We start from the raw sequence: 22,084 nt of genomic DNA, 5'->3' as shown, positions 1-22,084 counted from the left end.
ATACCTTATGCTTTAGCCGGGCGGGCTTTGCCAAAGCGCGAAACGAGATTGAGCAGGCCCATGCTGAGCCAGGTGATCGAAAATGCGATAACGGCGAGCGCAGAAGGCTCATAAGCCTTGTTGGCGCCGACGAGCTGCAGATAGGGGCCAAAGGCCGGACGGTTGAGGAGCGCGGCGAAGGTGAATTCGCCCATGACGATCGCGAGCGTGATGAAAGCGCCCGAGAGCACGCCGCTCATGACATTCGGGAAAATGCACTTGAACATGATGGTGGTCCAGCGAGCGCCGAGGCTTTCAGCCGCCTCCGTCAGTGTGCGGACGTCGATGGCGCGCATGGCTGTATCGACCGCGCGGTACATGTAGGGCAGCGACAAGGTGATGTAAGAGAAAACCAGCAGGACGTTGGTGCCCATCGACGAATTCGTCAGCGGCAGATAGGACGACGAATTGTACATCCTGAGGTAGCCGAAAACGATGACAATCGCCGGAATGACGAGCGGTAGCAGCGTGATGAATTCGACGACCGGACGCATCTGCGGTAGGCGCAGCCGCACCCAGTAGGCTGTCGGCACGACGAGCAGCATGCCGAAGATGATGGTCAGAAACGCCATTCCCATGGAGTAGCCGAAGGTCTCGCGGAACTGAGCGTCCGAGAAGACTGACTGATAGGCATCGAAGCTATAGGTGCCGCGGCGCATGCGCAGCGAGAATTCGATCGTGCCGATCAGCGGGATGATGAAATAGGACGCGCCGAGAATGATGGCGATCCAGGCTCCGAGACGTTGAGCTTTCATTTCTGCCACCGTTCGGCGCGCATGCGCAGCATGAGATAAAGGACATTGGATACGCCAGTTATGACGATCATGCCGAGCGCGATCGCGTAACCGAGGTTGGCATTGTGCAGAACGTCGCCGCGGATCTGCGCATAGAGCAGGATCGGCACGATGTTCAGTGAACTGCCGGTCAGCGCGAAGGCGGTGGCGATGGCGCCGAAAGCGTTGGCAAAGAGCAGCAGCGTGGTACCGAGCAGGCTCGGCCAGAGGATCGGCAGGGCAACCATCGTCCAATATTGACGGTTGGTAGCGCCGAGAATTTCAGAGGCTTCGCGCCATTCCTTCTTCATACCGTCCAACGCCGGCGTCAGGATCAGCACCATCAGCGGGATCTGGAAATACATGTAGGTGATGGTGAGGCCGAAGAACGAGAGGAGGTTGAAGCCGGTGCCGTAAAGGTTGAAGCCGAACCAGTCGCGCAGGAAGAGGGTCACAAGGCCGGTGCGGCCGAGCGTTGCGAGAAAGGCGAAGGCGAGCGGTACCCCGGCGAAATTCGAGGCTACGCCGGAGAATGTCAGAAGCGTCGAGCGCACCGAGTTCGGCAGGCCGCCGAGCACGACGGCCCAGGCGAGGAAAAAACCGATCAGGGCGCCGCCAAGGGCGGACGCCACCGAGACGCGGATACTGATCCAGTAAGCGCTCAAAATGGATGGCGTAAAGAGATCGCCGATATTCTTCAGCGTGAGTTCGCCCTCGGGCGTCAAGAACGCGCCCGCCACGAGATAAAGCGTGGGGATAATCAGGAACAGTAGTGAAAAAATAATGAAGGGTGCAATGCCCAGCCAGTCGATCACGCGGTCTTTGTTGATCAAGGGGGCGCTGCTTACCATAGGTGTTGAAACGGTACTCATGGAAAGCTCATCCTGGGGCGTCGGAGTGAGAAAACCTCCCCGCCCTGAGGCGAGGAGGCAGGATCAGGTGTTACTTGACGATGGCGCCGACGACAGAATCCCAGTTCTTGCTGATGGCTTCCTTGCCGGCAGCCTGTTCCTCAAGAGTCGGGAAAACAGCCTTTTCATAGGCCGCTGCCGGCGGCAGCTTGTCGAGGAGTTCCTTCGGGATCTTGTTGTTCTTGGCAAGATCGTTGAAGCGGATCGGATGGCAATAGCCCTTCAGCCAGCCGATCTGACCTTCGTCCGAGTAAAGATATTCCATCCAGAGCTTGGCAGCGTTCGGATGCGGTGCGAAGGCGGAGATCGCCTGAACGTACACGCCTGCGACAACGCCCGTCTTCGGAACGACGACTTCAAACGGAGGGTTGCCCTTCAGGCTCTCACCCCAGGACAGAGCATTGTAGTCCCAGGAGATGATGATCGGCGTCGAGCCCTGTGCAAACGGTGCGGCCTTACCCGTAACCGGTACGAAGTTGCCGGCCTTGTTCAGTTCGGCGAAGAACTTGAGACCTTCCTCGCCAGCCTTTGCCGCATCGCCATTGCTGCGCGACAGACCGGCCGCGTAAACGCCCTGAACTGCCTGGTTGGCGGTGCGCGGGTCGCCGGCGAGGGCAACCGAGTTTGCGTAATCGCTCTTCAGAAGGTCAGCCCAATCAGCCGGGGATTCCTTGACGAGATCCTTGTTGATGAGGAAGGAGAGAACGCCGTAATAATCGCCATACCAGAAGCCGTCGGCGTCCTTGGCGGTGTCCGGGATAGAGTCCCAGGTGGAAACCTTGTAGGGCTGGATCAGGCCTTCAGCCTTTGCAGACGGGCCGAAGGAGAGGCCAACGTCGATCACGTCAGGAGCCTGCGGGCCGGTGTTGCCCTTGTTGGCCTTGATGGCTTCGATTTCGTCGCCCGAACCGGCGTCCGGGTTCAGTTCGTTGACTTCGATACCGTACTTCGCCTTGAAGCCTGCGATAACATCGCCGTAGCCGCACCAGTCATGCGGGAGAGCGATCGTCGTCAGCGTGCCTTCCTTCTTGGCGGCAGCGATAAGATCGGCGCTCGGTTCAGCGGCTGCGATCGCAGTCGAAGCTACGATCATCGCAGTAGAAAGCGAAAGCAGTCGAGAAATGTTAGAGATCACTGTTGTTCTCCTTCAGGTTTTCAGTGTCCGATGTGCTGTTACTGTCGTTAGATGAAGCTTGTGTGACAGTTGCATGACGTTAATTTTTCTATGAATAGCAGTCGCTTGCGGCAAATGTTTCATTTGCGACAGGCTGTCCTGTTTCCGCGAAAGCCGCCATTGTTTTTGCCCTTTTTTTAGCTGTCCCTCCTAACCGGGTTTGCGGAAAAGCCGGGTTTGTTCGAACAGGCCTTCCAGCGTTTTCATGCGTTCCTTCGTTTCGTCCCAGGTCGAGTTCTGCACCGCTTCGATGAGCGCCTCGACAATGAAGAGTGTCACGACGGAGGAATCCCAGGCCGACGGCGCCTCGATCTGCACGCGGAAGACGTGCCGTGCGAGCTTGGCGGCGGGTGAGGCCCATTGGTCGGTGAAGACTATGATTTCGGCGCCGCGCTTGCGGGCGGCGGTGGCCAGGCTCACCATCTCCTGCTCGTAGCGGCGGATATCGAAGATGATGAGGAGATCGCCCGGGTTCATGTTGAGGACGTATTGGGGCCAGCTCGACGAATTGGACGACAGCAGCGCCGTGTTCGGGCGGATGACCTGCATATGGGTAAAGAAGTATTCGGCCAGCGCGCCGGTGATGCGTCCGCCGACGAAATAGAGCGTGCGCTTGCGATCCGAGAGCAGGGTGGCGACATTGTCGAACGTCGCTGTATCGAGATCGGAGAGCGTCTGCCGCAGATTGCCCATGATGGCATCGGCGAAGCGGTTCAATATATGGGTGCCTGGTGCGTTCTGGGCCCAGCGGTCGTGCTTGGCGATCGGGTTGGAGATCGTCGCCTCGACTTCCTGATGCAGATGCTGCTGGAAATCCGGATAGCCCTTGTAGCCGAGCTTCTGGACCATGCGCACGACTGTCGGCGTGGAAACGCCGGCATTTTCAGCGATGGTCGTGATGCTGCCGAGACCTGAGACGGGATAGTTGTCGAGAAGGCTTTCAGCCAATTGCTTCTCGGCGCGCGTGAGCACGCCGAAATGCGAATGAATGACGTCCGAAACGGTCTTTGCCGCGACACTCACGTGATTTTGCTCCCCGGGATGGTCTAGTGCCACTTTCCCACTGAAAGTTAACAACGCTGTCACAATCCATGTCAATAACTGTCATGAAAAGAAATTTTCAGAGTGCGCTTGACACTGCGGTGAAGCTGAAGAATTCTTTTCTTGTAAAGAATTTATTAAGCGATGGGGGAAGCGCCGTTGGTGCTGGCTCAGGCCAAAATTCTCAGCGAGGCGGACGGCGATTGCGTTGCAATCGAGCGTGTCCACGGCAAGAGCCCCGTGCTGCTTATCTGCGAGCATGCATCGCGCACGCTTCCTGAACATTTCGGCGATCTGGGCCTCTCCGAGGAAGCGCTTTCCAGCCATATCGCCTGGGATCCGGGCGCGCTTGCGGTTGCGCGCGCCATTTCCGCAGCGCTCGATGCGACGCTCATCTACCAGCGCTTCTCGCGCCTGATCTATGACTGCAATCGGCCGCCGAGCTCGCCGGGCGCCATGCCCGAGGTCAGCGAGATTTATGCGATTCCAGGTAACAAGGATTTGAGTGAGGGCGAGCGCCTGGCCCGCACGGAGGCTCTCTACCTGCCGTTCCATGACGGCGTGCGCGCCTTGATCCGGGATCGGCAGGCGAGGGGGCAGGATAGCGTCATCGTGACGATCCACAGCTTCACTCCGGTCTATAATGGAAAGCAGCGCGCCGTCGAACTCGGCATCCTCCATGACGAGGACAGCCGTCTTGCCGACCGCATGCTGGATTTTGCGGCCGAGGCGCCGCTTTATCGTACAGAACGCAACGAACCCTACGGGCCTRCTGATGGCGTGACCCACACGCTGATCCTGCACGGCATTTCCAATGGGCTTCGCAATGTCATGATCGAGGTCCCTAACGACCTTATCAGTGAAGATACCGGCCAAGGGGTCGTGGCCGACTATCTCACAAGGCTTCTCCAGCAGAGTCTGGATGCCTGAATAAAAGAAGACCCCGGGGAGCAGTTTAACTGCGAACAGCCCGCAAGGCGAAAAGCCACGGGCACTTTTGGCACAGGATCGGCCGCAATTCCGCGGGCGATTGTCAACAGGGGGAAGTCATGTCGGACTATTCCGAAAATGATAAGAAGCAGGATATGAGCATCCTGCATTCCATGGGCTATGCCCAGGAACTTGAACGACGCATGAGCTCGTTCTCGAACTTTGCCGTATCCTTCTCGATCATCTGCATCCTGTCGGGCGGCATCAACTCGCTCGCGCAGGCAACCGCGGGTGCAGGCGGTGCCGCGATCGGTATCGGCTGGCCGCTCGGCTGCTTCGTCTCGCTGGTGTTCGCCGTTGCGATGGCGCAGATCAGCTCCGCCTATCCGACGGCAGGCGGGCTCTATCACTGGGGTTCGATCCTCGGCAACCGCTTCACCGGCTGGCTGACCGCCTGGTTCAACCTGCTCGGCCTCGTCACCGTTCTCGGCGCCATCAATGTCGGTACCTATTATTTCTTCATGGGCACGTTCGGCACGAGCTATCTCGGCCTGACGGACACGACGACGGTGCGCATCGTCTTCCTGGTGATCATCACCGGCGCGCAGGCCCTCGTGAACCATATGGGTATCGGCCTCACGGCCAAGCTCACCGATTTCTCGGGCTATCTCATCTTCGCGACCTCTATCGCGCTTGCCGCGGTGTGCCTGATTTCGGCGCCGTCTTACGAGTTCGGCCGGCTCTTCACCTTCGCCAACTATTCGGGCGAAGCGGGCGGCAATGTCTGGCCCTCGACCTCGGGCCTCTGGGTCTTCCTGCTCGGCCTGCTGCTGCCGATCTATACGATCACCGGCTATGACGCCTCGGCCCATACGTCCGAAGAAACGGTCAAGGCGGCGCATTCCGTTCCGCGCGGTATGGTCTCTTCTGTCCTCTGGTCAGCGCTCTTCGGCTACATCATGCTGTGCTCCTTCGTGCTCATGCTGCCGAACATGGACGATGCTGCAAAGCAGGGCTGGAACGTGTTCTTCTGGGCGATGGACACGCAGGTCAATTCGACCGTGAAGGACATTCTCTACTTCGCGATCCTCATCAGTCAGTGGCTGTGCGGTCTTGCGACCGTCACTTCGGTCTCGCGCATGATCTTCGCCTTCTCGCGTGACGGCGGACTGCCGGCATCGAAGGGACTGTCGAAGGTCAGCCCGAACTACCGCACGCCGGTTGCCGCCATCTGGACGGGCTCTATCCTCTCGGTGCTCTTCGTCTGGGGCTCGTCGCTCGTTTCGATCGGCGAGACGCCGGTTTACACGATCGTCGTATCCTGCACGGTCATCTTCCTGTTCTTCTCCTTCGCGATCCCGATCGCGCTCGGCCTCTTTGCCTGGGGCACGTCGAAGTGGGACAAGATGGGTCCGTGGAACCTCGGCGAAGGCATGTTCAAGCTCTTCGCGGTTCTCTCGATCCTCGCGATGATCCTGATCTTCGTGCTCGGCATTCAACCGCCGAACGGACCGGCACTCTATGTGACGGTCGGCTTCCTGGTTCTGACCGGCATTGTCTGGTTCGGCTTCGAAAGCCGCCGCTTCAAGGGGCCGCCGATCGGCGAGGAAGTGGCGCGACGCCAGGCCGAAATCGCAGCGGCCGAAAAGGCTGTCGGCGAACACTGATAGATCAAGGCTTCCCTCTCACATGGCGGGGCCGCGTCACGCGGCCCCCTCACGGTTCAACGAAAAGGCATCGGGTGGGTTGATCCCGGCGGTTGCATGCCGTTTCGTTGTCCCGATTTCCCGGTTTCAATTTCAGGCGGATACATCATGAGCAACTATACTCTCGACGATCTCAGACAGGACGTTGCCGACGGGCGCATCGATACGGTGCTGGCCTGCCAGGTGGACATGCAGGGGCGCCTGATGGGCAAGCGTTTCCAGGCCGAATTCTTCCTCGAAAGCGCCTGGAAGGAAACGCACAGCTGCAACTACCTGCAGGCGACCGATATGGAGATGGAAACCGTTTCCGGCTACAAGGCGACCAGCTGGGAAAAGGGCTATGGCGACTACACGATGAAGCCCGATCTTTCGACGCTGCGGGTCATTCCCTGGCTCGAAGGCACAGCGCTCGTTCTCTGCGACGTGCTGGATCATCATACGCATGAGGAAGTGGCCCATTCGCCCCGCGCGATCCTGAAGAAGCAGGTCAAGCGGCTCGAAGATATGGGGATGAAGGCCTACATGGCCTCCGAACTCGAATTCTTCCTCTTCGACCAGACCTATGAGGCGGCGCAGGCGTCGGGTTATCGCAACCTGAAACTCGCCAGCGCCTATAATGAAGACTACCACATCTTCCAGACGACCAAGGAAGAAGAGGTCATGCGGGCGATCCGCAAGGGCCTGCAGGGAGCCGGCATTCCGGTCGAAAATTCCAAGGGCGAGGCGTCCGCCGGCCAGGAAGAAATCAACGTGCGTTATGCCGATGCACTCGCCATGGCCGACCGCCATGCGATCATCAAGAACGGCTGCAAGGAAATCGCCTGGTCGAAGGGCAAGGCGATCACCTTCCTCGCCAAGTGGCACTACAATGCCGCCGGCAGCTCATCGCATATCCATCAGTCACTCTGGAGTCTCGAAGAAAAGCCGCTCTTCTTCGATCATACCGGCCATCACGGCATGTCGCCGCTGATGCAGCACTATATTGCCGGGCTGCTCAGCCATGCGAGCGAGATCACCTATTTCCTGGCGCCCTATATCAATTCCTACAAGCGCTTCATGGCCGGCACGTTCGCGCCCACCAAGGCCGTCTGGAGCAAGGATAATCGTACGGCCGGCTACCGCCTCTGCGGCGAGGAGACCAAGGGGATCCGTATCGAATGCCGTGTCGGCGGCTCCGACCTCAATCCTTACCTTGCCTTCGCGGCCCTCCTTGCCGCTGGTATCGACGGCATCGAGAAGAAGCTGGAACTGGAGGCGCCCTACGTGGGTGACGCCTATTTCGGCAAGGATATCCGCGAAATCCCGCGTACGCTGCGGGCTGCGACCAAGGCGATGACGGAATCGGAAATGCTGCGCACAGCCTTCGGTGATGATGTCATCGATCACTATACCCGCGCTGCCGAATGGGAGCAGGAAGAATACGACCGCCGCATCACCGATTGGGAAGTGGCGCGCGGCTTCGAGAGAGCTTAAGAACATATCCGAAGCGGAAAACCGCCTGACCGGATTCCTTGTGGGGGATCGGTCATGGTGTCTTTCCCTGCGGCTCAGAAGAAAACAGGATTCAGATCATGACAATGATCCAATGCATTTCGCCGATCGACGGCTCTGTTTATGCGGAGCGTCCGGCGCTTTCGCTTGAAGCGGCGAAGGAAGCCGTTGCGCGTGCGCGCAAGGCGCAGAAGGCCTGGGCCAGGCGCCCGCTCGAAGATCGTGTTCAGCTGGTGCTGAAGGGCGTCGCCCGTCTCAACGAGATGTCCGATGTCGTCGTGCCCGAGCTTGCCTGGCAGATGGGCCGGCCGATCAAGTATGGCGGCGAATATCGCGGCTTCAACGAGCGTTCCAACTATGTCGCCTCGATCGCAGCCGACGCCCTGGCGCCGCTGGTCGTCGAAGAGAGCGACAAGTTCGAGCGCCGCATCGAACGCGAAGCACATGGCGTCGTTTTCGTCGTCGCTCCCTGGAACTACCCCTACATGACGGCGATCAACACGATCGCGCCGGCGCTGATGGCGGGCAATACCGTCGTGCTCAAGCATGCCTCGCAGACGCTGCTCGTCGGCGAGCGGCTAGTGCAGGCCTTCGTCGAGGCCGGTGTTCCCGAGGATGTGTTCCAGAACGTTTTCCTCGACCATGAGACGACCTCGGCGCTGATCGCCGCCGGCAGCTTCAACTTCGTCAATTTCACCGGTTCGGTCGAAGGCGGCCGCTCGATGGAGCGCGCTGCGGCCGGTACCTTTACCGGTCTCGGCCTCGAGCTCGGCGGCAAGGATCCGGGCTATGTGATGGAAGATGCGGATCTCGACGCGGCCGTCGATACGCTGATGGACGGCGCGACCTATAATTCCGGTCAGTGCTGCTGCGGCATCGAGCGCATCTATGTGCATGAATCGCTCTATGACGCCTTCGTCGAGAAGTCGGTTGCCTGGGTTTCGAACTACAAGCTCGGCAATCCGCTCGATCCGGAGACATCGCTCGGCCCGATGGCGCACAAGCGCTTCGCCAAGGTGGTGCGCGAACAGATCGCCGGCGCGGTTGCCAAGGGCGCCAAGGCGCTCGTCGATCCCAAGCTCTTCCCGGCCGATGACGGCGGCGCCTATCTCGCCCCGCAGATCCTCGTCAATGTCGATCATTCCATGGCCTTCATGCGCGAAGAAACCTTCGGCCCGGCCGTCGGCATCATGAAGGTGAAGAATGACGATGAGGCGCTGGCGCTGATGAATGACAGCCAGTACGGGCTGACGGCCTCGCTCTGGACCAAGGATGCGGAGCGGGCAGGGCGGCTCGGCCGCGACATCGAAACCGGCACCGTCTTCATGAACCGCGCCGATTATCTCGATCCGGCTCTCTGCTGGACCGGCGTCAAGGAAACCGGTCGCGGCGGCTCGTTGTCGATCATCGGCTTCCACAATCTGACGCGCCCGAAATCCTACCACCTGAAGAAAGTCACAGCATGAGCAGCGCCAACATCACCGCCAACTGGAGCTACCCGACATCCGTCAAGCTCGGCCGCGGACGCATCAAGGAACTCGCAGACGCCTGCAAGAGCCTCGGCATGAAGAAGCCGCTGCTCGTCACCGACCGCGGCCTCGCCGCGATGGCGATCACCAAGAACGCGCTCGACATTCTAGAAGATGCCGGCCTCGGCCGGGCGATCTTTGCCGATGTCGATCCGAATCCGAATGAGAAGAACCTCGAAGCCGGCATCAAGGCCTTCCGCGACGGCGGCCATGACGGCGTCGTCGCTTTCGGCGGCGGTTCGGGCCTCGATCTCGGCAAGTGCGTGGCCTTCATGGTCGGCCAGACGCGCCCCGTCTGGGATTTCGAGGATATCGGTGACTGGTGGACGCGGGCTGATGTCGCAGGCATCGCGCCGATCGTTGCCGTGCCGACGACGGCGGGCACCGGTTCGGAAGTCGGTCGTGCCAGCGTCATCACCAATTCCGCAACGCATGTGAAGAAGATCATCTTCCATCCGAAGTTCCTGCCGGGCGTCGTCATCGCCGATCCGGAACTGACGGTCGGCATGCCGAAGATCATCACGGCCGGCACCGGCATGGATGCCTTCGCGCACTGCCTGGAAGCCTATTCTTCGCCTTTCTATCACCCGATGTCAGCCGGCATCGCGCTGGAAGGCATGCGCCTCGTCAAGGAATTCCTGCCGCGCGCCTACAAGGAAGGTACGGATCTGGAAGCCCGCGCCAACATGATGTCGGCAGCCGCCATGGGCGCTGTCGCCTTCCAGAAGGGGCTTGGCGCCATTCACGCGCTCTCGCATCCGATCGGGGCGGTTTACAATACCCATCACGGCATGACCAATGCCGTCGTCATGCCCGCGGTGCTGCGCTTCAACCGCTCGGCCATTGAAGAGAAGATTGCGCGTGCGGCTGCCTATCTCGGCATATCCGGCGGTTTCGACGGCTTCTACGACTACGTGCTGAAGCTGCGCTCCGAACTCGGCGTGCCCGACAATCTCACTGCGATGGGAATCACCCCCGACCGGATCGACGAACTGGCCGCAATGGCGATCGAAGATCCGAGTGCTGGTGGCAATCCGGTTGCATTGACGCTCGAAAATACGAAGACCCTGTTTAAGGATTGCTTCTGAACAGATAAAGGCGGACCTCTAAACTGGCCCGGAAAACCTCGGTTTTCCGGGCTTTTTTGTTGTTTTTCGCGCTTCGGGCCATCCCAATTTTTGATGATGTGAAAAATGCGGACCGCAATTTCGGCGGGCGCGTTTAGAATTTGTTAACCACGATTGGAAAGGATGGGTTAACCGCACGATGCTCCGACTGTGCGATCAACAAGAGCGATGCCGGCTCACGCCCATTCCGTTCGAGGACTAAGAATATGCCAGTCATCACATTCGCAAATACCAAGGGCGGCGCCGGCAAGACCACAGCCGTGTTGCTGCTTGCAACCGAATTGGCCCGTCAGGGCTACCGTGTCACCATCCTCGATGCCGACCCGCAGCACTGGATTTCGCGCTGGCACGAAATCTCCGGCCATGTGCCCAACATCAGCGTCATCGACTTCGTAACAACCGCCTCGCTGCCGCAGCACATCAGCGAAAACAAACATAATACCGATTATTTCATCATCGACCTGCCCGGCGCGCGCAACCCGCTGCTGGCAACGGCAGTCGGCCTTTCCGATCATGTGCTGATCCCGATCCAGGGCTGCGCCATGGATGCTCGTGGCGGCGCCCAGGTTCTCGAACTGCTGCAATATCTGGAGGAGAAGGCCGGCATCAAGATCGGGCATTCGGTCGTGCTGACCCGCGTTAACTCCATGGTCACGACCCGCGCACTGCAGCTCGTCAAGGCCCTGTTGAACGAACGCCACGTGTCGGTTCTGGATACGGCGATCATCGAACGCTCCGCCTTCCGTGACATCTTCGATTGTGGCGGCACGCTGCATACGATGGATCCAACGCGTGTCAGCAATCTCGACAAGGCCCGTGAAAACGCTCTCTGTTTCGCAGAGGAAATCATTCGCAAGGTGCCCGGCCGGCTGCCGGTTGCGATTCGCTTGGCGAATGCCATGGGCCGGGCTGCCTGATCAGAATAGACAGGGGTAGGGAAATTGATGCCTCGGCTTCGGCCGGGGCATTTTCTATTTGAAATTACATTTGCTCACTGCTGTAATGATGATCAGGTTGTAAAAATCTCTTCACGCGCGAAGCAACGCATGAGCATAAGCCAGCAAGTCGACGACAAACTTATCGATTCTATTTACGGGATCGTTTTTGGTGAAGCGCGATGGGATACGTTTCTGACGGAGTTGAACGGGCTGCTGCCAGGGGCGGGAACCAGCCTTTTCTATCATGATGCGGCGCGGGCGGAAGGTTCGTCGCAATTCCACATCAATATGGATCAGGCGTGGATCGACACCTACACACGCTATTATTGCCGGCTGAACCCCTGGATATCGGGGCTGAACAGAACGCCCCCTGGGCAGGGGGCAATCGGTGAGGATTTCATATCCTATGCAGAGCTTTCCCGGACCGAGTTCTTCAACGACTTCTGGCATCGGCATGAAGGTCACGGCGCCGTCGGCATGGCGATCCTGCGGGAGGGCRGCCGGTCGTTCAATCTTTCGATCACCACGACCCGCTGGACCGATCCGGATGAGAGCCGGGCCTGCGCTGCGCTTCTGACACGGATCGGTCCTCATCTGAGGCGCGCCTTCATCGCGGTCGAATCCGGCGGCCGACAGAAGAATGTTTCGGAGATCAACGGGAGGCTGTTCGATGCTATTGGCGTCGGTGTGCTGCTGCTGAATTCGGAGCGGCGACTGGTCTCCACTTCTGTCTTCGGAGAGGCGGTGCTCGAACAGGGGGCGGGTGTCTGGCTTTCACCGCTCGGACTGCTGCATCTTGCCGACCAGGATGCCGACGACCGTCTCACACTGATGCTGCGGCATGAGGAGGAGGCAGAGCGTCAGCAGACGGTTCTGGACGATGGCCGGAAGATCACCTTGCTCAAGCTTGAGAAGAGCCACCAGCCACGCTTCTTCGAGCGACCTGTCGTCGCCATCCTGATCGAGCCGAAACAAAGCTCCGCAGGGCTGAGCGATGAGAAACTGCGCAGAGATTTCGGTCTCACGCAGGCTGAAATCAGGGTCGTGAGGGCGCTGGTTTCGGGAGGCTCGGTTTCAGGCCTGGCTGCCGAAACCAGCCGTTCGCGCGAGACGATCCGCTCGCAGGTGCGGTCCGTCTATCTGAAGACCGGTGCCAGGAAGCAGGTGGAACTCTTGCGTCTGATCCAGTTCGGTGAGCGCCCGCCAGAAACACCGGGCGAATAGATTTCCTCAGTCGACGAATTCGACCGTCACGCCGGGCTTGACCATCTTGGCAAGCTCCGTCGCATCCCAGTTCGTCAGGCGGATGCAGCCGTGGCTCTGGGTGCGACCGATCCTGGAAGGGTCCGGAGTGCCGTGAATGCCATAGGTGGGCTTGGAAAGCGCCATCCAGACCGTACCAACCGGGCCATTCGGGCCTGGTGGAATATCGAGGATCTTGTCGTTGGCGCCCTGCTGGAAATTGATCTTCGGATTGTAAGTGTAGCCCGGATTGAAGGCGACGCGCTCGACGGTCACGGTACCTGACGGAGAAGGCGTGTCGGTGGAGCCGATCGAGGCCGGGTATGCGGCAACAAGATTGCCGGCGTCGTCATAGGCAAAGACCTGCTTGCGGCCCTTATCGGCGAGGATCTTTGAAACAGCGCCGGTCTTGTTCGCGCCGGGATTGACGACCTTGATGACTGTGCCCGGGATCGTGAAATCCGCGCCGGGGTTCATTTCCTTCAGGAAGTTCTCGTCCATGTGGAAGCGCTCGGCGAGCGCTTCCGTGACCGTGGTATAGGCAAGCGACGGCAGGAGTGCCTTCTGTGAATAATCTTCCGGTATCTGCGCCACATAGGGACCGGCCGCATCCGCGTCCGTGATGGTATAGTTGACGACCGGCAGGCCGCCATTCATGCGCAGTTCTTCGAGGATCGCATCCGTATTGTTCGGATCAAGCTTCGTGCCGGTCATCTGTTCATAGGCGTAGATCGCCTTGGTGACGTTGGAGCCCATGTGGCCGTCGATGACACCAGGAGAAACGCCGGCGCGATCCAGAAACACCTGAAGGGCGACGATCTCAGGCTTGGACTTGTCCTTGAGCGTGATCACAGGATCCTGTGGCGCCGCGCGCGGCTCGTCGGCGGGTGGAATCTGCTGGTCGGGCTCGACCGCTGCATAATCATCCTGGCCCTGCGGATCGCCGGGATAGGCTTGATCGAGTGGCCGGCGCTCTATGGAGGCGTCCTGCGGGATGGACCCCGTTACCGGGCCGCGCTCGGAATAGCGCGTATCGCCATAGCGGTTGTCGTCGGAATAATAGGGGTCGTTATTGTAGGCGTCGTTATAGACTTCCCGATTGGTGCGCGGCGAATAGTAGCCGCGAGCACGCATCTCGGTCGCGACGATGTTGCCGTAGCGGTCGATCAGCACACGATTGCCGCGATAGTCGTGGGCGTAAACGAAGCCGCGGCCGGGCGGGACGTATTCGAGGATTTCGCCGGTCGGCGTCACCAGTACGATATCGCTTCTGTTGCGACCGTATTGCTGCGCGTCGGCCTGCTGCGGCGTGAACGCGGCGAGCGCCAAAAGTAGGGCCGAAAGGGAAAGGGCCGATTTCATAAAGCGATTCACGTCTCACACCTCGATCAGTGGCTCGGCAGACACACACCTGCGAATTTTGACGCTAGTGTGGAATTTCTTAAGCCGTGCTGAACAAAACATAAAAACAACGGTGTTTTGCGTTTACTCATAAACGCTTGCGCGAAGATGGCGTTCCCGTGAAGTCCATGGTTGCGGTGCTGCCGATCGCCGTTCCTATCCTTCATTGACTAGGGTGACGGCACCCCCTAACCCTACCGCAGCCAAGATTCCGGGGAGGATAAGCCGATGATCGAATTTGCCGCCGCACGCGGACCGCGCCTGATGCTGGACCAAAGATCGGTGCTGGATATCGGCGGCTGCATCGTCGAGGGCATCGATATCGCGCCCAAACGCGCCATCCCCGACGATGGCGATCCGCGAATCGACCATTCTCTGGAAGGCTTTCTCTTCACCTGCGGCCCCGATCACATTCGTCATCGCCAACCTGTTCCCGGGACGGACGGCAAGATCTATCCCCTGCACGGGTCTGCCTCCGGCCATGCGGCCAAAGTGCTGTGGACGAGGTTCGAAAATGGCAATGCCGAATGCCGTGCGGATATCGACATCATCACGGTCGAGGGCCTGCCCCAGCGCATCGAGCGCCTGTGGCGGATCGACGGGGAAACGGGCGAGGTCTCGCTTGAGGATCGCGTCGTCAATACGAGCGACCAAACGGTGCCGACCTTTCTGATGTACCACATGAATATCGGCGGCAAATGGCTTGACGCGGGCACGCGGCTCGAGGGGAGGATGCTCGAAGGCGGCGGTTTTCCCTGGACCTTCGGCGAGGAGCCGGGCGGCATCTTCTGCGTCGAGGCTCCGGCAACGGAGGATGGTCTTGCCGAAGTCCGGCTCGGGCCGGTTGCCGCGATCGGCGGCAGGACGCTCAGGGTGCGCGTGCGCGCCGATACGCTGCCGCATCTGCAGATCTGGCGGAACCAGAAGGCGCCGGCTGATATTATCGGTATCGAGCCGGTGTCGCACCGCTGGGTGCTGCGCCATGAGCTGGAGGCGGCCGGTGAGTTCAACTGGCTGAAGCCGGGCGAAAGCCGCAGCTACGGCCTTCGTTTCGGCTTCGTCTAAGCTTGCTAGCCTAATCCGGGGGCGTTCGGCGAAGACGTGTTGACGCCCAAGGGGACGCGTCGTAGACCTTCAGCCCACCATTTTAGAGGAGATTGAGACGATGGATATCCGCCAGATCGACGATGAATACTCCGTTTCCGGCCAGATCACGGTTGACGAACTCGACCAGATCAAGGCACTCGGCTTCAAGTCCATCGTCTGCCATCGTCCGGATGGCGAAAGCCCTGACCAGACGCCCTTTGCCGTCATCGAAGCCCGCGCCAAGGAAATCGGCCTGCAGATCACCCATGTGCCGGTCGGGCCGATGGGCGTGACCGAGGAGGCCGTGCAGGGCATGGTCGACGCGCTCGACGAATTCGAGCGGCCAATGCTCGGCTATTGCCGCTCCGGCGCGCGCTCGACGGCGATCTATCAGAAGACGCACCACATCCGCGCCTGAGCCGGTTTTACCCGAACCAGTCCTGCGCCGCGCTAACGCGGCGCTTTTATTTGATGAACAGGAGAACACGATGAGCATCAAGCGTATCGACATCGGTGCCCGCATGAGCGGCGCCGTCATCCACGGCAACACCGTATACCTCGCAGGCCAGGTCGGCGAAGGCGAAAGCGTTGCCGATCAGTGCAAGTCTGCACTCGGCGAAGTCGACCGTCTGCTCGCCGCTTCCGGCAGCAACAAGTCGAAGATCCTGCAGACGATCATCTATCTCTCCGATATCGCCTATTTCGCAGAGATGAACGCCGTCTGGGAAGGCTGGATCGACCCCGCAAACCCGCCGGCCCGTGCCACCAGCGAAGCCAAGCTGGCTGCGCCGAAGTACAAGGTGGAATTCATCGTCACGGCCGCTCTCGACTAAGAGCGCTGCAGAGCGATAGATCAAAGCCGGTAGGGTGTGAACCAGGATAGGTTCACGAACTTACCGGCTTTTTGTTTGGGCGATTTCCGAGAGGGTGCGCGTCGGCGTAATAGCTTCCGGATCGAGCTTGACCTCGATGATCGCCGGCTTGCCGCTGTCGCGCGCGCGTTCGAAAGCCGGGGCGAAATCCTCCGTTTTTTCCACCGTCTCGCCGTGACCACCATAGGCGCGGGCAAGGGCGGCAAAATCCGGGTTGGTGAGATCGGTGGCGCTGACGCGGCCGGGATATTCCCGCTCCTGGTGCATGCGGATCGTGCCGTAGATGCCGTTATTTACCACGACCGTGATGATCGGCAGGCCGTAGCGCACTGCGGTGGCAAATTCCTGTCCATGCATCAGGAAGCAGCCATCACCGGCAAAGCAGATGACGTCCCTGTCGGGCAAGAGCTGTTTGGCAGCGACTGCTGCCGGCAGGCCGTAGCCCATGGAGCCTGAGGTCGGGGCCGCCTGTGTGTTGAAACGGCGGAAGCGATGGAAGCGGTGCACCCAGGTGGCGTAATTGCCGGCGCCGTTGGTGAAGATCGTGTCTGGCCCGGTATTGGCCTCCAACCATTCCATGATCGGCCCCATATGAACGGCGCCCGGACCTGTCGCCGGCGGCTTGGACCATGAGAGATAGGCCTGGTGCATGCGCTCGGTGCGTTCGACCCAGCGCGGCTCGACAGGAGCTTCGAGATCGGCGAGTGCCGCGATGAAATCGGCGGGGCTGGCGCAGATCGCGAGATCGGGGCGATAGACGCGGCCAAGCTCCGACGGATCCGGATGGATGTGGACGAGCGACTGCGCCGGGTAAGGGATATCGATGAGCGTATAACCCGAAGAGGGCATTTCCGACATGCGGCCACCGAGCAGGATCAGGAGGTCGCTCTCTTTGATCTCCTTTGCCAGCGCCGGATTGATGCCGATGCCGACATCGCCGGCGTAGCAGGGATGCAGGTGGTCGAACAGCATCTGCCGGCGGAAGGAACAGCCGACCGGCAGGCGGAAGCGCTCGGCAAAGGTCTGGAAATCGGCGACCGCATCAGCATCCCAGCGGGTGCCGCCAAGGATGACCATCGGCCGCTCGGCCTTCAGCAGGCGCAGATAGAGATCGTCGATCTGGCTGCGGCCGGGATGGGCTTCGACGCGCGCGTAGCGCCTTGCTTTCGGGGCCTCGACCTCGTCGCGCAACATATCTTCAGGAAGCGTCAGCACGACCGGACCCGGACGACCCGATGTTGCGATCGCGAAGGCGCGGGTGACGAATTCCGGGATGCGGGCGGCATCATCGATCTCGCCGACCCATTTGGCGAATTCGGTGAAGGCGCGGCGGAATTCGACCTCCTGGAAAGCTTCGCGCTCGCGCGCCTCCCGCTGGACCTGGCCGATGAAGAGGATCATCGGGATCGAATCCTGCCTCGCGATATGCAGACCGGCAGAGGCATTGGTCGCACCGGGGCCGCGGGTGACCATGCAGATGCCGGGCTCGCCGGTCAGCCGGCCCCAGCAATCCGCCATCATCGCCGCCCCGCCTTCCTGGCGGCAGACGATCACGTCGATATCGCTGTCGTGCAGGGCATCGAGCACCGCGAGAAAGCTCTCTCCGGGCACGCAGGAGAGGCGTTTGACGCCGTTTGCCTTCAGCGCCTCGACGACCAATTGTCCGCCTGTCCTCTTCATGGCCTCTTCCTCCTCATGGCCCCATTCTCCTCATGGCCCCATTCTCCTCATGGCCCCATTTTCCTCATGGCGATGTCTTCCTCTCCCATTGCAGAAGTTCGGCCAAAATCTCTTCATTGTGTTCGCCGAGGCGCGGGCTCGGCCGTTCGTAACGCAGTGGCGTTTCCGACAGAACGACCGGCGTGCGTACACCCGGGATCACCGTGCCTGCGGCATCGGGCAGATCGATGCGCAGGCCGCGCGCGGCAATCTGCGGATCGGCGAACATTTCCTCGATCGTGTTGATGGCCCCTGACGGAACGGCATTGTCTTCGCAAGCTTTCAGGAGATCGGCTTTTTGCCATTTCAGCGTTTCGGTCGAGACAATCCGGCGCACCGCGTCCCTGTTGGCAACGCGTGCCTTGTTTGTCGCGAAATTCTCGTCATCGCCGATGACGAGGCCGAGGATGGTGCAAAGCCTGCGGAACTGACCGTCATTGCCGACCGCAAGGATGAGATAGCCGTCAGCCGTCGGCACGACTTCATAGGGCGAGATATTCGGGTGCGCGTTGCCGAGGCGCACGGGCGCGCGGCCGGAGACCAGGTAATTCATGTTCTGGTTGGCAAGCACTGCCGATTGTACATCGAGCAGCGCCATGTCGATCAGCTGGCCTTCACCCGTCTTCAGCGCATGGATGAGGGCGGCTTCGATCGCCGAGACCGCATAGATGCCGGTGAAGATATCGGCGATTGCCACACCCGCCTTCATTGGCTGGCCATCCCGCTCGCCGGTGATCGACATGAAGCCGGACATGCCCTGAACGATATAATCGTAGCCGGCGAGATTGGCATAGGGGCCGGTCTGGCCGAAGCCGGTGATGGAGCAGTAGACGAGACGGGGATTGATCGCTCTCAGGCTGTCATAGTCGAGACCATATTTGACGAGGCCACCGAGCTTGAAATTCTCGATCAGCACATCGGCGGTGGCGACGAGGCGGCGCACCAGCGACTGGCCTTCCTCGCTCTTGAGATCGGCGGTGATGGATCGCTTGCCGCGATTGGTGGAATGGTAATAGGCGGCCGAGAGATTTTCGCCATCCGCTCCTTCGACGAAGGGCGGCCCCCAATGCCTGGTGTCGTCACCGCCATCGGGGTTTTCCACCTTGATCACGTCGGCGCCGAGATCAGCCAGCATCTGTCCGGCCCAGGGGCCGGCAAGCACGCGTGCGAGTTCGATGACCCGGATGCCCGCAAGCGGCGGCCTCTTCTTTTCGTCCTGCGTCATGTTCCTCCCAGTTTCCTCCCGGGCTTCTCCCATGGCTGTCGGATTTCAGGGCGCCCGCGTTGCCTCAGATGTATCGGATACGGGTTTGGAAGCAAAGCGCTGCTCACGCCAGATGATGTAGAGGCCCGACGCGATGACGATGAGGATGCCGAGCCATTTCAGTGCATCCGGGAAATCGCCGAAGACCAGCCAGGCAAAGGCGGTGGCCGAAACGATTTCCAGATATTGCAGCGGTGCCAGCGTCGAAGCCGGTGCGGCGCGATAGGCATAGGCGGCGAGGATGCCGGTGATGGCGGCGGCGATGCCCGTACCCAGCAGGTAGCCGAAGGCGGGGAGATCGGGCATGGTGGTGTCGATGATGTTGGAACCGCTGCCATAACCGAAGAACAGGATGACGGCGCAGAAGAAGATGCCCCAGAGGCCGGTCTGGAACTGCATGGCCCAGGGATCTTCCCGGTGCGAGAGCACGCGTGTCATCAGCGCGAAGACGGCGATACAGAAGGCGCTGACGACAGGAAGAAGCGCGATATAGCCGACCTCTTCGAAGCTCGGCTGGATGATCAGCATGGCGCCGAGGAAGCCGACGGCGCAGGCGCTGTAGCGGCGCCAGCCGATGGTCTCCTTCAGGAAGATGCTGCCGAGGATCGTCAGGATGATCGGCTCGACGAAGAAGATGGCGATCGCATCGGCAACCGCCATGACCTTCAGCGTGGTGACGAAGCTTATCATCGACGTCGTGACCATGGCGCCGCGGATTGCATGATACCAGCTCTGCTTCAATGAGAACTGGATCTTGGCGCCGCGGAGAAAGACGATAGGCAGCATGGTGAGCGACTGGATGACAAAGCGGAAGGCGGCGACCTCGGTGGACGAGATCGTTGCCGTTGCGAGCTTCGAGAAGATGTCGATCAGCGGCGAAATCAGCACCGAGAGCAGCATGAAAAGCAGGCCGAAGGTCACTTCGGAGGAGGCTTGATGGGGGGTATAGCTCGGGCTTGTCATCTCAGTCCTTTCGCTCCGGACCGTTGCGGATCGCCTCGTCGCACCAGTCGGCCAAATCCGCTATTGCCGCGCCGGCGCCGATTTCGTTCAGCGTCTCATGCCGCATGTCCTGATATATCTCAGTGCTGATACGGGAGAAGCCCTGGCTTTTCAAACGCTCTGACAGCCAGAGCACAGCTTTTCCATTGTTGGTAGCCGGGTCCATTCCACCGCCGACCAGGTGGATCGGTATGTCCTTCGGCAGTCTGGCGAGTTGTTCCTTCGCGATGCCGCGGAAGGTGAGCGCGAAGACGTCCAACCACAGCGATACCGAAGCATCGAAACCGCAAAGCGGATCGGCGATATAGGCATCGACCTCGACCGGATCGCGCGACAGCCAGTCGAACTCCGTCCGATGATTGGGGACGGACTTGCCCCAGGCGGAAAATGTCAACCTTGGCAGCATGTCGCTCGGCACGTCGGAGCCCTTCAGCGCGCGTTCGGCAAGCAGGATCGCCTGCGCGGCGCGGCCGGAAAGGCCAACGGCGAAATTCGAATTCCAGATGGCGACAGCGGCGAAACGGCCGGCAAGATCGGCTGCGGCATTGAGTGCGATCAGGCCGCCCATCGAGTGACCGAACAGAATGACGGGCAGGCCGGGGTGACGGCCCGTGGCGAAGCTGTGCACGGCGGCGATATCGCTGACGACGTGCTCGATGCCGCTGCGTCTCGCAAAGCGGCCGAGCGGCGCATCGGATGCGGTTGTCTCGCCATGGCCGCGATGGTCATGCGCATAAGCGTGGTAGCCTCTTGCCGCCATGGCCTCGGCAAAGCGCCGGTAGCGACGCGAATGTTCGGCAAGCCCGTGTGAAATCATCAGGATAGCTTGCACTCGTCCTTCTGCAGGCTGGTAGTGACAGGCAAGCGAAGCCCCGGCGTTTTGAAGCCGCAATGTCTCGGAAAACATGCATTCCTCCCAGGCCCAAAAGACCAGATATCAAGGCAAATGCAATATTGCGGCGTCGCTCATACACGAGAAAGCATGCTTCCTGCTGCGATTCAGGGTTGCGCAAGTCACAGCTTCGTGCTTGTTTGTTCTTGTATTGTTCTTTGTCGGAACTATTTCGGGGCTAATAATGGTCAAGTTTCTACTCTCGGTTTCCATCCTGTTCCTCTCGCTATCGTCTGTCGGCTCCGTATCCGCCGAAGAAAGCGGGCGAACGCGCTTCATTCTCGCCGCAAGCTGGCAGCCGGCATTCTGCCAGACCAATCAGAAGAAGGCCGAATGCGCCACGCAGAGCGGCGAGCGTTATGACGCCACCAATTTTTCTCTCCACGGTCTGTGGCCGATGCGCCAGGATTATTGCGGCGTGCCCGCCGAGCAGAAGGCCGCCGACAAGGACGGCCAGTGGACGGACCTGCCGTCAGTAGACCTTACGGCCGAGACGAAGACCGCTCTCGACAAGGCAATGCCCGGCACGCAATCCGGGCTCGAGCGGCATGAATGGATCAAGCACGGCACGTGCACCAAGATGAGTGCCGATGATTATTTTGCGACTGCTATCCATCTGATGGGCGATCTAAACGCTTCGGCGGTGCGCGATCTCTTTGCCGCCAATGTCGGCAAGACGCTGAAATCCGACGCGATCAAGGCGGCTTTCGACAAGAGCTTTGGGGCCGGTGCCAGCGACCGCGTGAAGATGAGCTGCCGGCGCGTCGGCAACAAGCGCGTGATCAGCGAGCTGACGATCGGACTTTCGCAGGATGCCGTTTCGACCCAAGCGAAGGAGAAGGGTCTCGGTGGGCTGATCCAGGGAGCAGGGCAGACGTCCTTCGGCTGTGACGAAGGCCTTGTGGATGCGGCCGGCTTCTGACGGAAACATGCCGAAATCCTGACGA

The 22,084-nt window shown here is 60.2% G+C and carries 20 protein-coding genes; 11 read left to right on the top strand and 9 right to left on the bottom strand.

What is annotated here, in order from left to right:
* Positions 1–5: 5 nt before the first annotated feature.
* The 4 genes from AC1DF8_RS02805 to AC1DF8_RS02790 all read right to left on the bottom strand — a co-directional run bounded on the left by AC1DF8_RS02805 (position 6) and on the right by AC1DF8_RS02790 (position 3,920).
* Positions 6–794 (bottom strand): ABC transporter permease, encoded by a 789-nt coding sequence (locus AC1DF8_RS02805; RefSeq protein ID WP_112541217.1) that lies wholly within the window; start codon positions 792–794, stop codon positions 6–8.
* The gene (locus tag AC1DF8_RS02800) at positions 791–1,684 is read right to left on the bottom strand and encodes an ABC transporter permease (protein ID WP_007824097.1); all 894 of its coding nucleotides are present in this window, start codon (positions 1,682–1,684) and stop codon (positions 791–793) included. The genes AC1DF8_RS02805 and AC1DF8_RS02800 overlap by 4 nt, the downstream gene beginning before the upstream one ends.
* 70 nt (positions 1,685–1,754) lie before the next feature.
* The gene (locus tag AC1DF8_RS02795; RefSeq protein ID WP_113204719.1) at positions 1,755–2,858 is read right to left on the bottom strand and encodes an ABC transporter substrate-binding protein; all 1,104 of its coding nucleotides are present in this window, start codon (positions 2,856–2,858) and stop codon (positions 1,755–1,757) included.
* Positions 2,859–3,047: 189 nt separating this feature from the next.
* Positions 3,048–3,920 carry a MurR/RpiR family transcriptional regulator gene (locus AC1DF8_RS02790; RefSeq protein ID WP_112541219.1) on the bottom strand — a complete coding sequence of 291 codons (873 nt, stop codon included), beginning with the start codon at positions 3,918–3,920 and terminating at the stop codon, positions 3,048–3,050.
* A gap of 177 nt (positions 3,921–4,097) precedes the next feature.
* Between AC1DF8_RS02790 and AC1DF8_RS02785 the strand changes: the two genes are divergently transcribed.
* From AC1DF8_RS02785 to AC1DF8_RS02755, 7 genes are all read left to right on the top strand, one after another.
* Positions 4,098–4,868 carry an N-formylglutamate amidohydrolase gene (locus AC1DF8_RS02785; protein WP_477994921.1) on the top strand — a complete coding sequence of 257 codons (771 nt, stop codon included), beginning with the start codon at positions 4,098–4,100 and terminating at the stop codon, positions 4,866–4,868.
* A gap of 119 nt (positions 4,869–4,987) precedes the next feature.
* A complete protein-coding gene (locus AC1DF8_RS02780; RefSeq protein ID WP_112541220.1) occupies positions 4,988–6,535 on the top strand; it encodes an amino acid permease in 1,548 nt (515 codons plus the stop codon).
* A gap of 147 nt (positions 6,536–6,682) precedes the next feature.
* Positions 6,683–8,047 (top strand): glutamine synthetase family protein, encoded by a 1,365-nt coding sequence (locus AC1DF8_RS02775; RefSeq protein ID WP_477994920.1) that lies wholly within the window; start codon positions 6,683–6,685, stop codon positions 8,045–8,047.
* 98 nt (positions 8,048–8,145) lie between these two features.
* Positions 8,146–9,531 (top strand): aldehyde dehydrogenase family protein, encoded by a 1,386-nt coding sequence (locus AC1DF8_RS02770; RefSeq protein ID WP_477994919.1) that lies wholly within the window; start codon positions 8,146–8,148, stop codon positions 9,529–9,531.
* A complete protein-coding gene (locus AC1DF8_RS02765) occupies positions 9,528–10,682 on the top strand; it encodes an iron-containing alcohol dehydrogenase (RefSeq protein WP_477994918.1) in 1,155 nt (384 codons plus the stop codon). The genes AC1DF8_RS02770 and AC1DF8_RS02765 overlap by 4 nt, the downstream gene beginning before the upstream one ends.
* A 245-nt stretch (positions 10,683–10,927) precedes the next feature.
* Positions 10,928–11,638, top strand: a complete 711-nt coding sequence (locus tag AC1DF8_RS02760; RefSeq protein WP_162709945.1) for a ParA family protein — start codon at positions 10,928–10,930, stop codon at positions 11,636–11,638.
* Between the two features lie 129 nt (positions 11,639–11,767).
* A complete protein-coding gene (locus tag AC1DF8_RS02755; RefSeq protein ID WP_477994917.1) occupies positions 11,768–12,883 on the top strand; it encodes a helix-turn-helix transcriptional regulator in 1,116 nt (371 codons plus the stop codon).
* Positions 12,884–12,889: 6 nt separating this feature from the next.
* Here AC1DF8_RS02755 and AC1DF8_RS02750 read toward each other — a convergent pair whose 3' ends face one another.
* Complete coding sequence (locus tag AC1DF8_RS02750; protein ID WP_112541225.1) at positions 12,890–14,275, bottom strand: L,D-transpeptidase family protein; 1,386 nt, start codon at positions 14,273–14,275, stop codon at positions 12,890–12,892.
* Positions 14,276–14,530: 255 nt separating this feature from the next.
* Here AC1DF8_RS02750 and AC1DF8_RS02745 point away from each other — a divergent pair, with 255 nt between their 5' ends.
* The 3 genes from AC1DF8_RS02745 (at position 14,531) to AC1DF8_RS02735 (ending at position 16,221) form a co-directional block, all read left to right on the top strand.
* Complete coding sequence (locus AC1DF8_RS02745; protein WP_113210736.1) at positions 14,531–15,367, top strand: DUF4432 family protein; 837 nt, start codon at positions 14,531–14,533, stop codon at positions 15,365–15,367.
* 100 nt (positions 15,368–15,467) lie between these two features.
* A complete protein-coding gene (locus AC1DF8_RS02740) occupies positions 15,468–15,806 on the top strand; it encodes a protein tyrosine phosphatase family protein (protein ID WP_112541227.1) in 339 nt (112 codons plus the stop codon).
* 70 nt (positions 15,807–15,876) lie between these two features.
* Positions 15,877–16,221 (top strand): RidA family protein, encoded by a 345-nt coding sequence (locus AC1DF8_RS02735; RefSeq protein WP_112969230.1) that lies wholly within the window; start codon positions 15,877–15,879, stop codon positions 16,219–16,221.
* A 60-nt stretch (positions 16,222–16,281) separates the two neighbouring features.
* Here the strand turns inward: AC1DF8_RS02735 and AC1DF8_RS02730 are convergent, their stop codons facing one another.
* The 4 genes from AC1DF8_RS02730 to AC1DF8_RS02715 all read right to left on the bottom strand — a co-directional run bounded on the left by AC1DF8_RS02730 (position 16,282) and on the right by AC1DF8_RS02715 (position 21,152).
* Positions 16,282–17,940 carry a thiamine pyrophosphate-binding protein gene (locus tag AC1DF8_RS02730; RefSeq protein ID WP_113210734.1) on the bottom strand — a complete coding sequence of 553 codons (1,659 nt, stop codon included), beginning with the start codon at positions 17,938–17,940 and terminating at the stop codon, positions 16,282–16,284.
* Between the two features lie 64 nt (positions 17,941–18,004).
* Complete coding sequence (gene caiB, locus AC1DF8_RS02725) at positions 18,005–19,204, bottom strand: succinate--glutarate CoA-transferase (protein WP_477994916.1); 1,200 nt, start codon at positions 19,202–19,204, stop codon at positions 18,005–18,007.
* Positions 19,205–19,249: 45 nt separating this feature from the next.
* Entirely contained in the window at positions 19,250–20,206 is a 957-nt protein-coding gene (locus tag AC1DF8_RS02720) for a DMT family transporter (RefSeq protein ID WP_113204725.1), read from the bottom strand.
* 1 nt (position 20,207) lies between these two features.
* Entirely contained in the window at positions 20,208–21,152 is a 945-nt protein-coding gene (locus tag AC1DF8_RS02715) for an alpha/beta fold hydrolase (RefSeq protein ID WP_477994915.1), read from the bottom strand.
* Positions 21,153–21,321: 169 nt separating this feature from the next.
* On the opposite strand from AC1DF8_RS02715, the gene AC1DF8_RS02710 reads away from it, so the two are divergent.
* Positions 21,322–22,059 carry a ribonuclease T2 family protein gene (locus AC1DF8_RS02710; RefSeq protein WP_477994914.1) on the top strand — a complete coding sequence of 246 codons (738 nt, stop codon included), beginning with the start codon at positions 21,322–21,324 and terminating at the stop codon, positions 22,057–22,059.
* Positions 22,060–22,084: the final 25 nt, after the last annotated feature.

The organism is Rhizobium sp. 05N49 (genome assembly GCF_056396805.1).
Note: the sequence above shows the minus strand (reverse complement) of the source record. Positions and strands in the feature narration are given on the sequence as shown.

What these genes read in the sequence shown, in the direction of transcription:
- AC1DF8_RS02735 (WP_112969230.1), top strand. Translation starts at nt 15,877, where the DNA reads ATGAGCATCAAGCGTATCGACATCGGTGCCCGCATGAGCGGCGCCGTC.
- AC1DF8_RS02760 (WP_162709945.1), top strand. Translation starts at nt 10,928, where the DNA reads ATGCCAGTCATCACATTCGCAAATACCAAGGGCGGCGCCGGCAAGACC.
- AC1DF8_RS02710 (WP_477994914.1), top strand. Translation starts at nt 21,322, where the DNA reads ATGGTCAAGTTTCTACTCTCGGTTTCCATCCTGTTCCTCTCGCTATCG.
- AC1DF8_RS02730 (WP_113210734.1), bottom strand. Translation starts at nt 17,940, where the DNA reads ATGAAGAGGACAGGCGGACAATTGGTCGTCGAGGCGCTGAAGGCAAAC.
- AC1DF8_RS02740 (WP_112541227.1), top strand. Translation starts at nt 15,468, where the DNA reads ATGGATATCCGCCAGATCGACGATGAATACTCCGTTTCCGGCCAGATC.
- AC1DF8_RS02745 (WP_113210736.1), top strand. Translation starts at nt 14,531, where the DNA reads ATGATCGAATTTGCCGCCGCACGCGGACCGCGCCTGATGCTGGACCAA.
- AC1DF8_RS02765 (WP_477994918.1), top strand. Translation starts at nt 9,528, where the DNA reads ATGAGCAGCGCCAACATCACCGCCAACTGGAGCTACCCGACATCCGTC.
- AC1DF8_RS02800 (WP_007824097.1), bottom strand. Translation starts at nt 1,684, where the DNA reads ATGAGTACCGTTTCAACACCTATGGTAAGCAGCGCCCCCTTGATCAAC.
- caiB (WP_477994916.1), bottom strand. Translation starts at nt 19,204, where the DNA reads ATGACGCAGGACGAAAAGAAGAGGCCGCCGCTTGCGGGCATCCGGGTC.
- AC1DF8_RS02805 (WP_112541217.1), bottom strand. Translation starts at nt 794, where the DNA reads ATGAAAGCTCAACGTCTCGGAGCCTGGATCGCCATCATTCTCGGCGCG.
- AC1DF8_RS02775 (WP_477994920.1), top strand. Translation starts at nt 6,683, where the DNA reads ATGAGCAACTATACTCTCGACGATCTCAGACAGGACGTTGCCGACGGG.
- AC1DF8_RS02770 (WP_477994919.1), top strand. Translation starts at nt 8,146, where the DNA reads ATGACAATGATCCAATGCATTTCGCCGATCGACGGCTCTGTTTATGCG.
- AC1DF8_RS02780 (WP_112541220.1), top strand. Translation starts at nt 4,988, where the DNA reads ATGTCGGACTATTCCGAAAATGATAAGAAGCAGGATATGAGCATCCTG.
- AC1DF8_RS02720 (WP_113204725.1), bottom strand. Translation starts at nt 20,206, where the DNA reads ATGACAAGCCCGAGCTATACCCCCCATCAAGCCTCCTCCGAAGTGACC.
- AC1DF8_RS02715 (WP_477994915.1), bottom strand. Translation starts at nt 21,152, where the DNA reads ATGTTTTCCGAGACATTGCGGCTTCAAAACGCCGGGGCTTCGCTTGCC.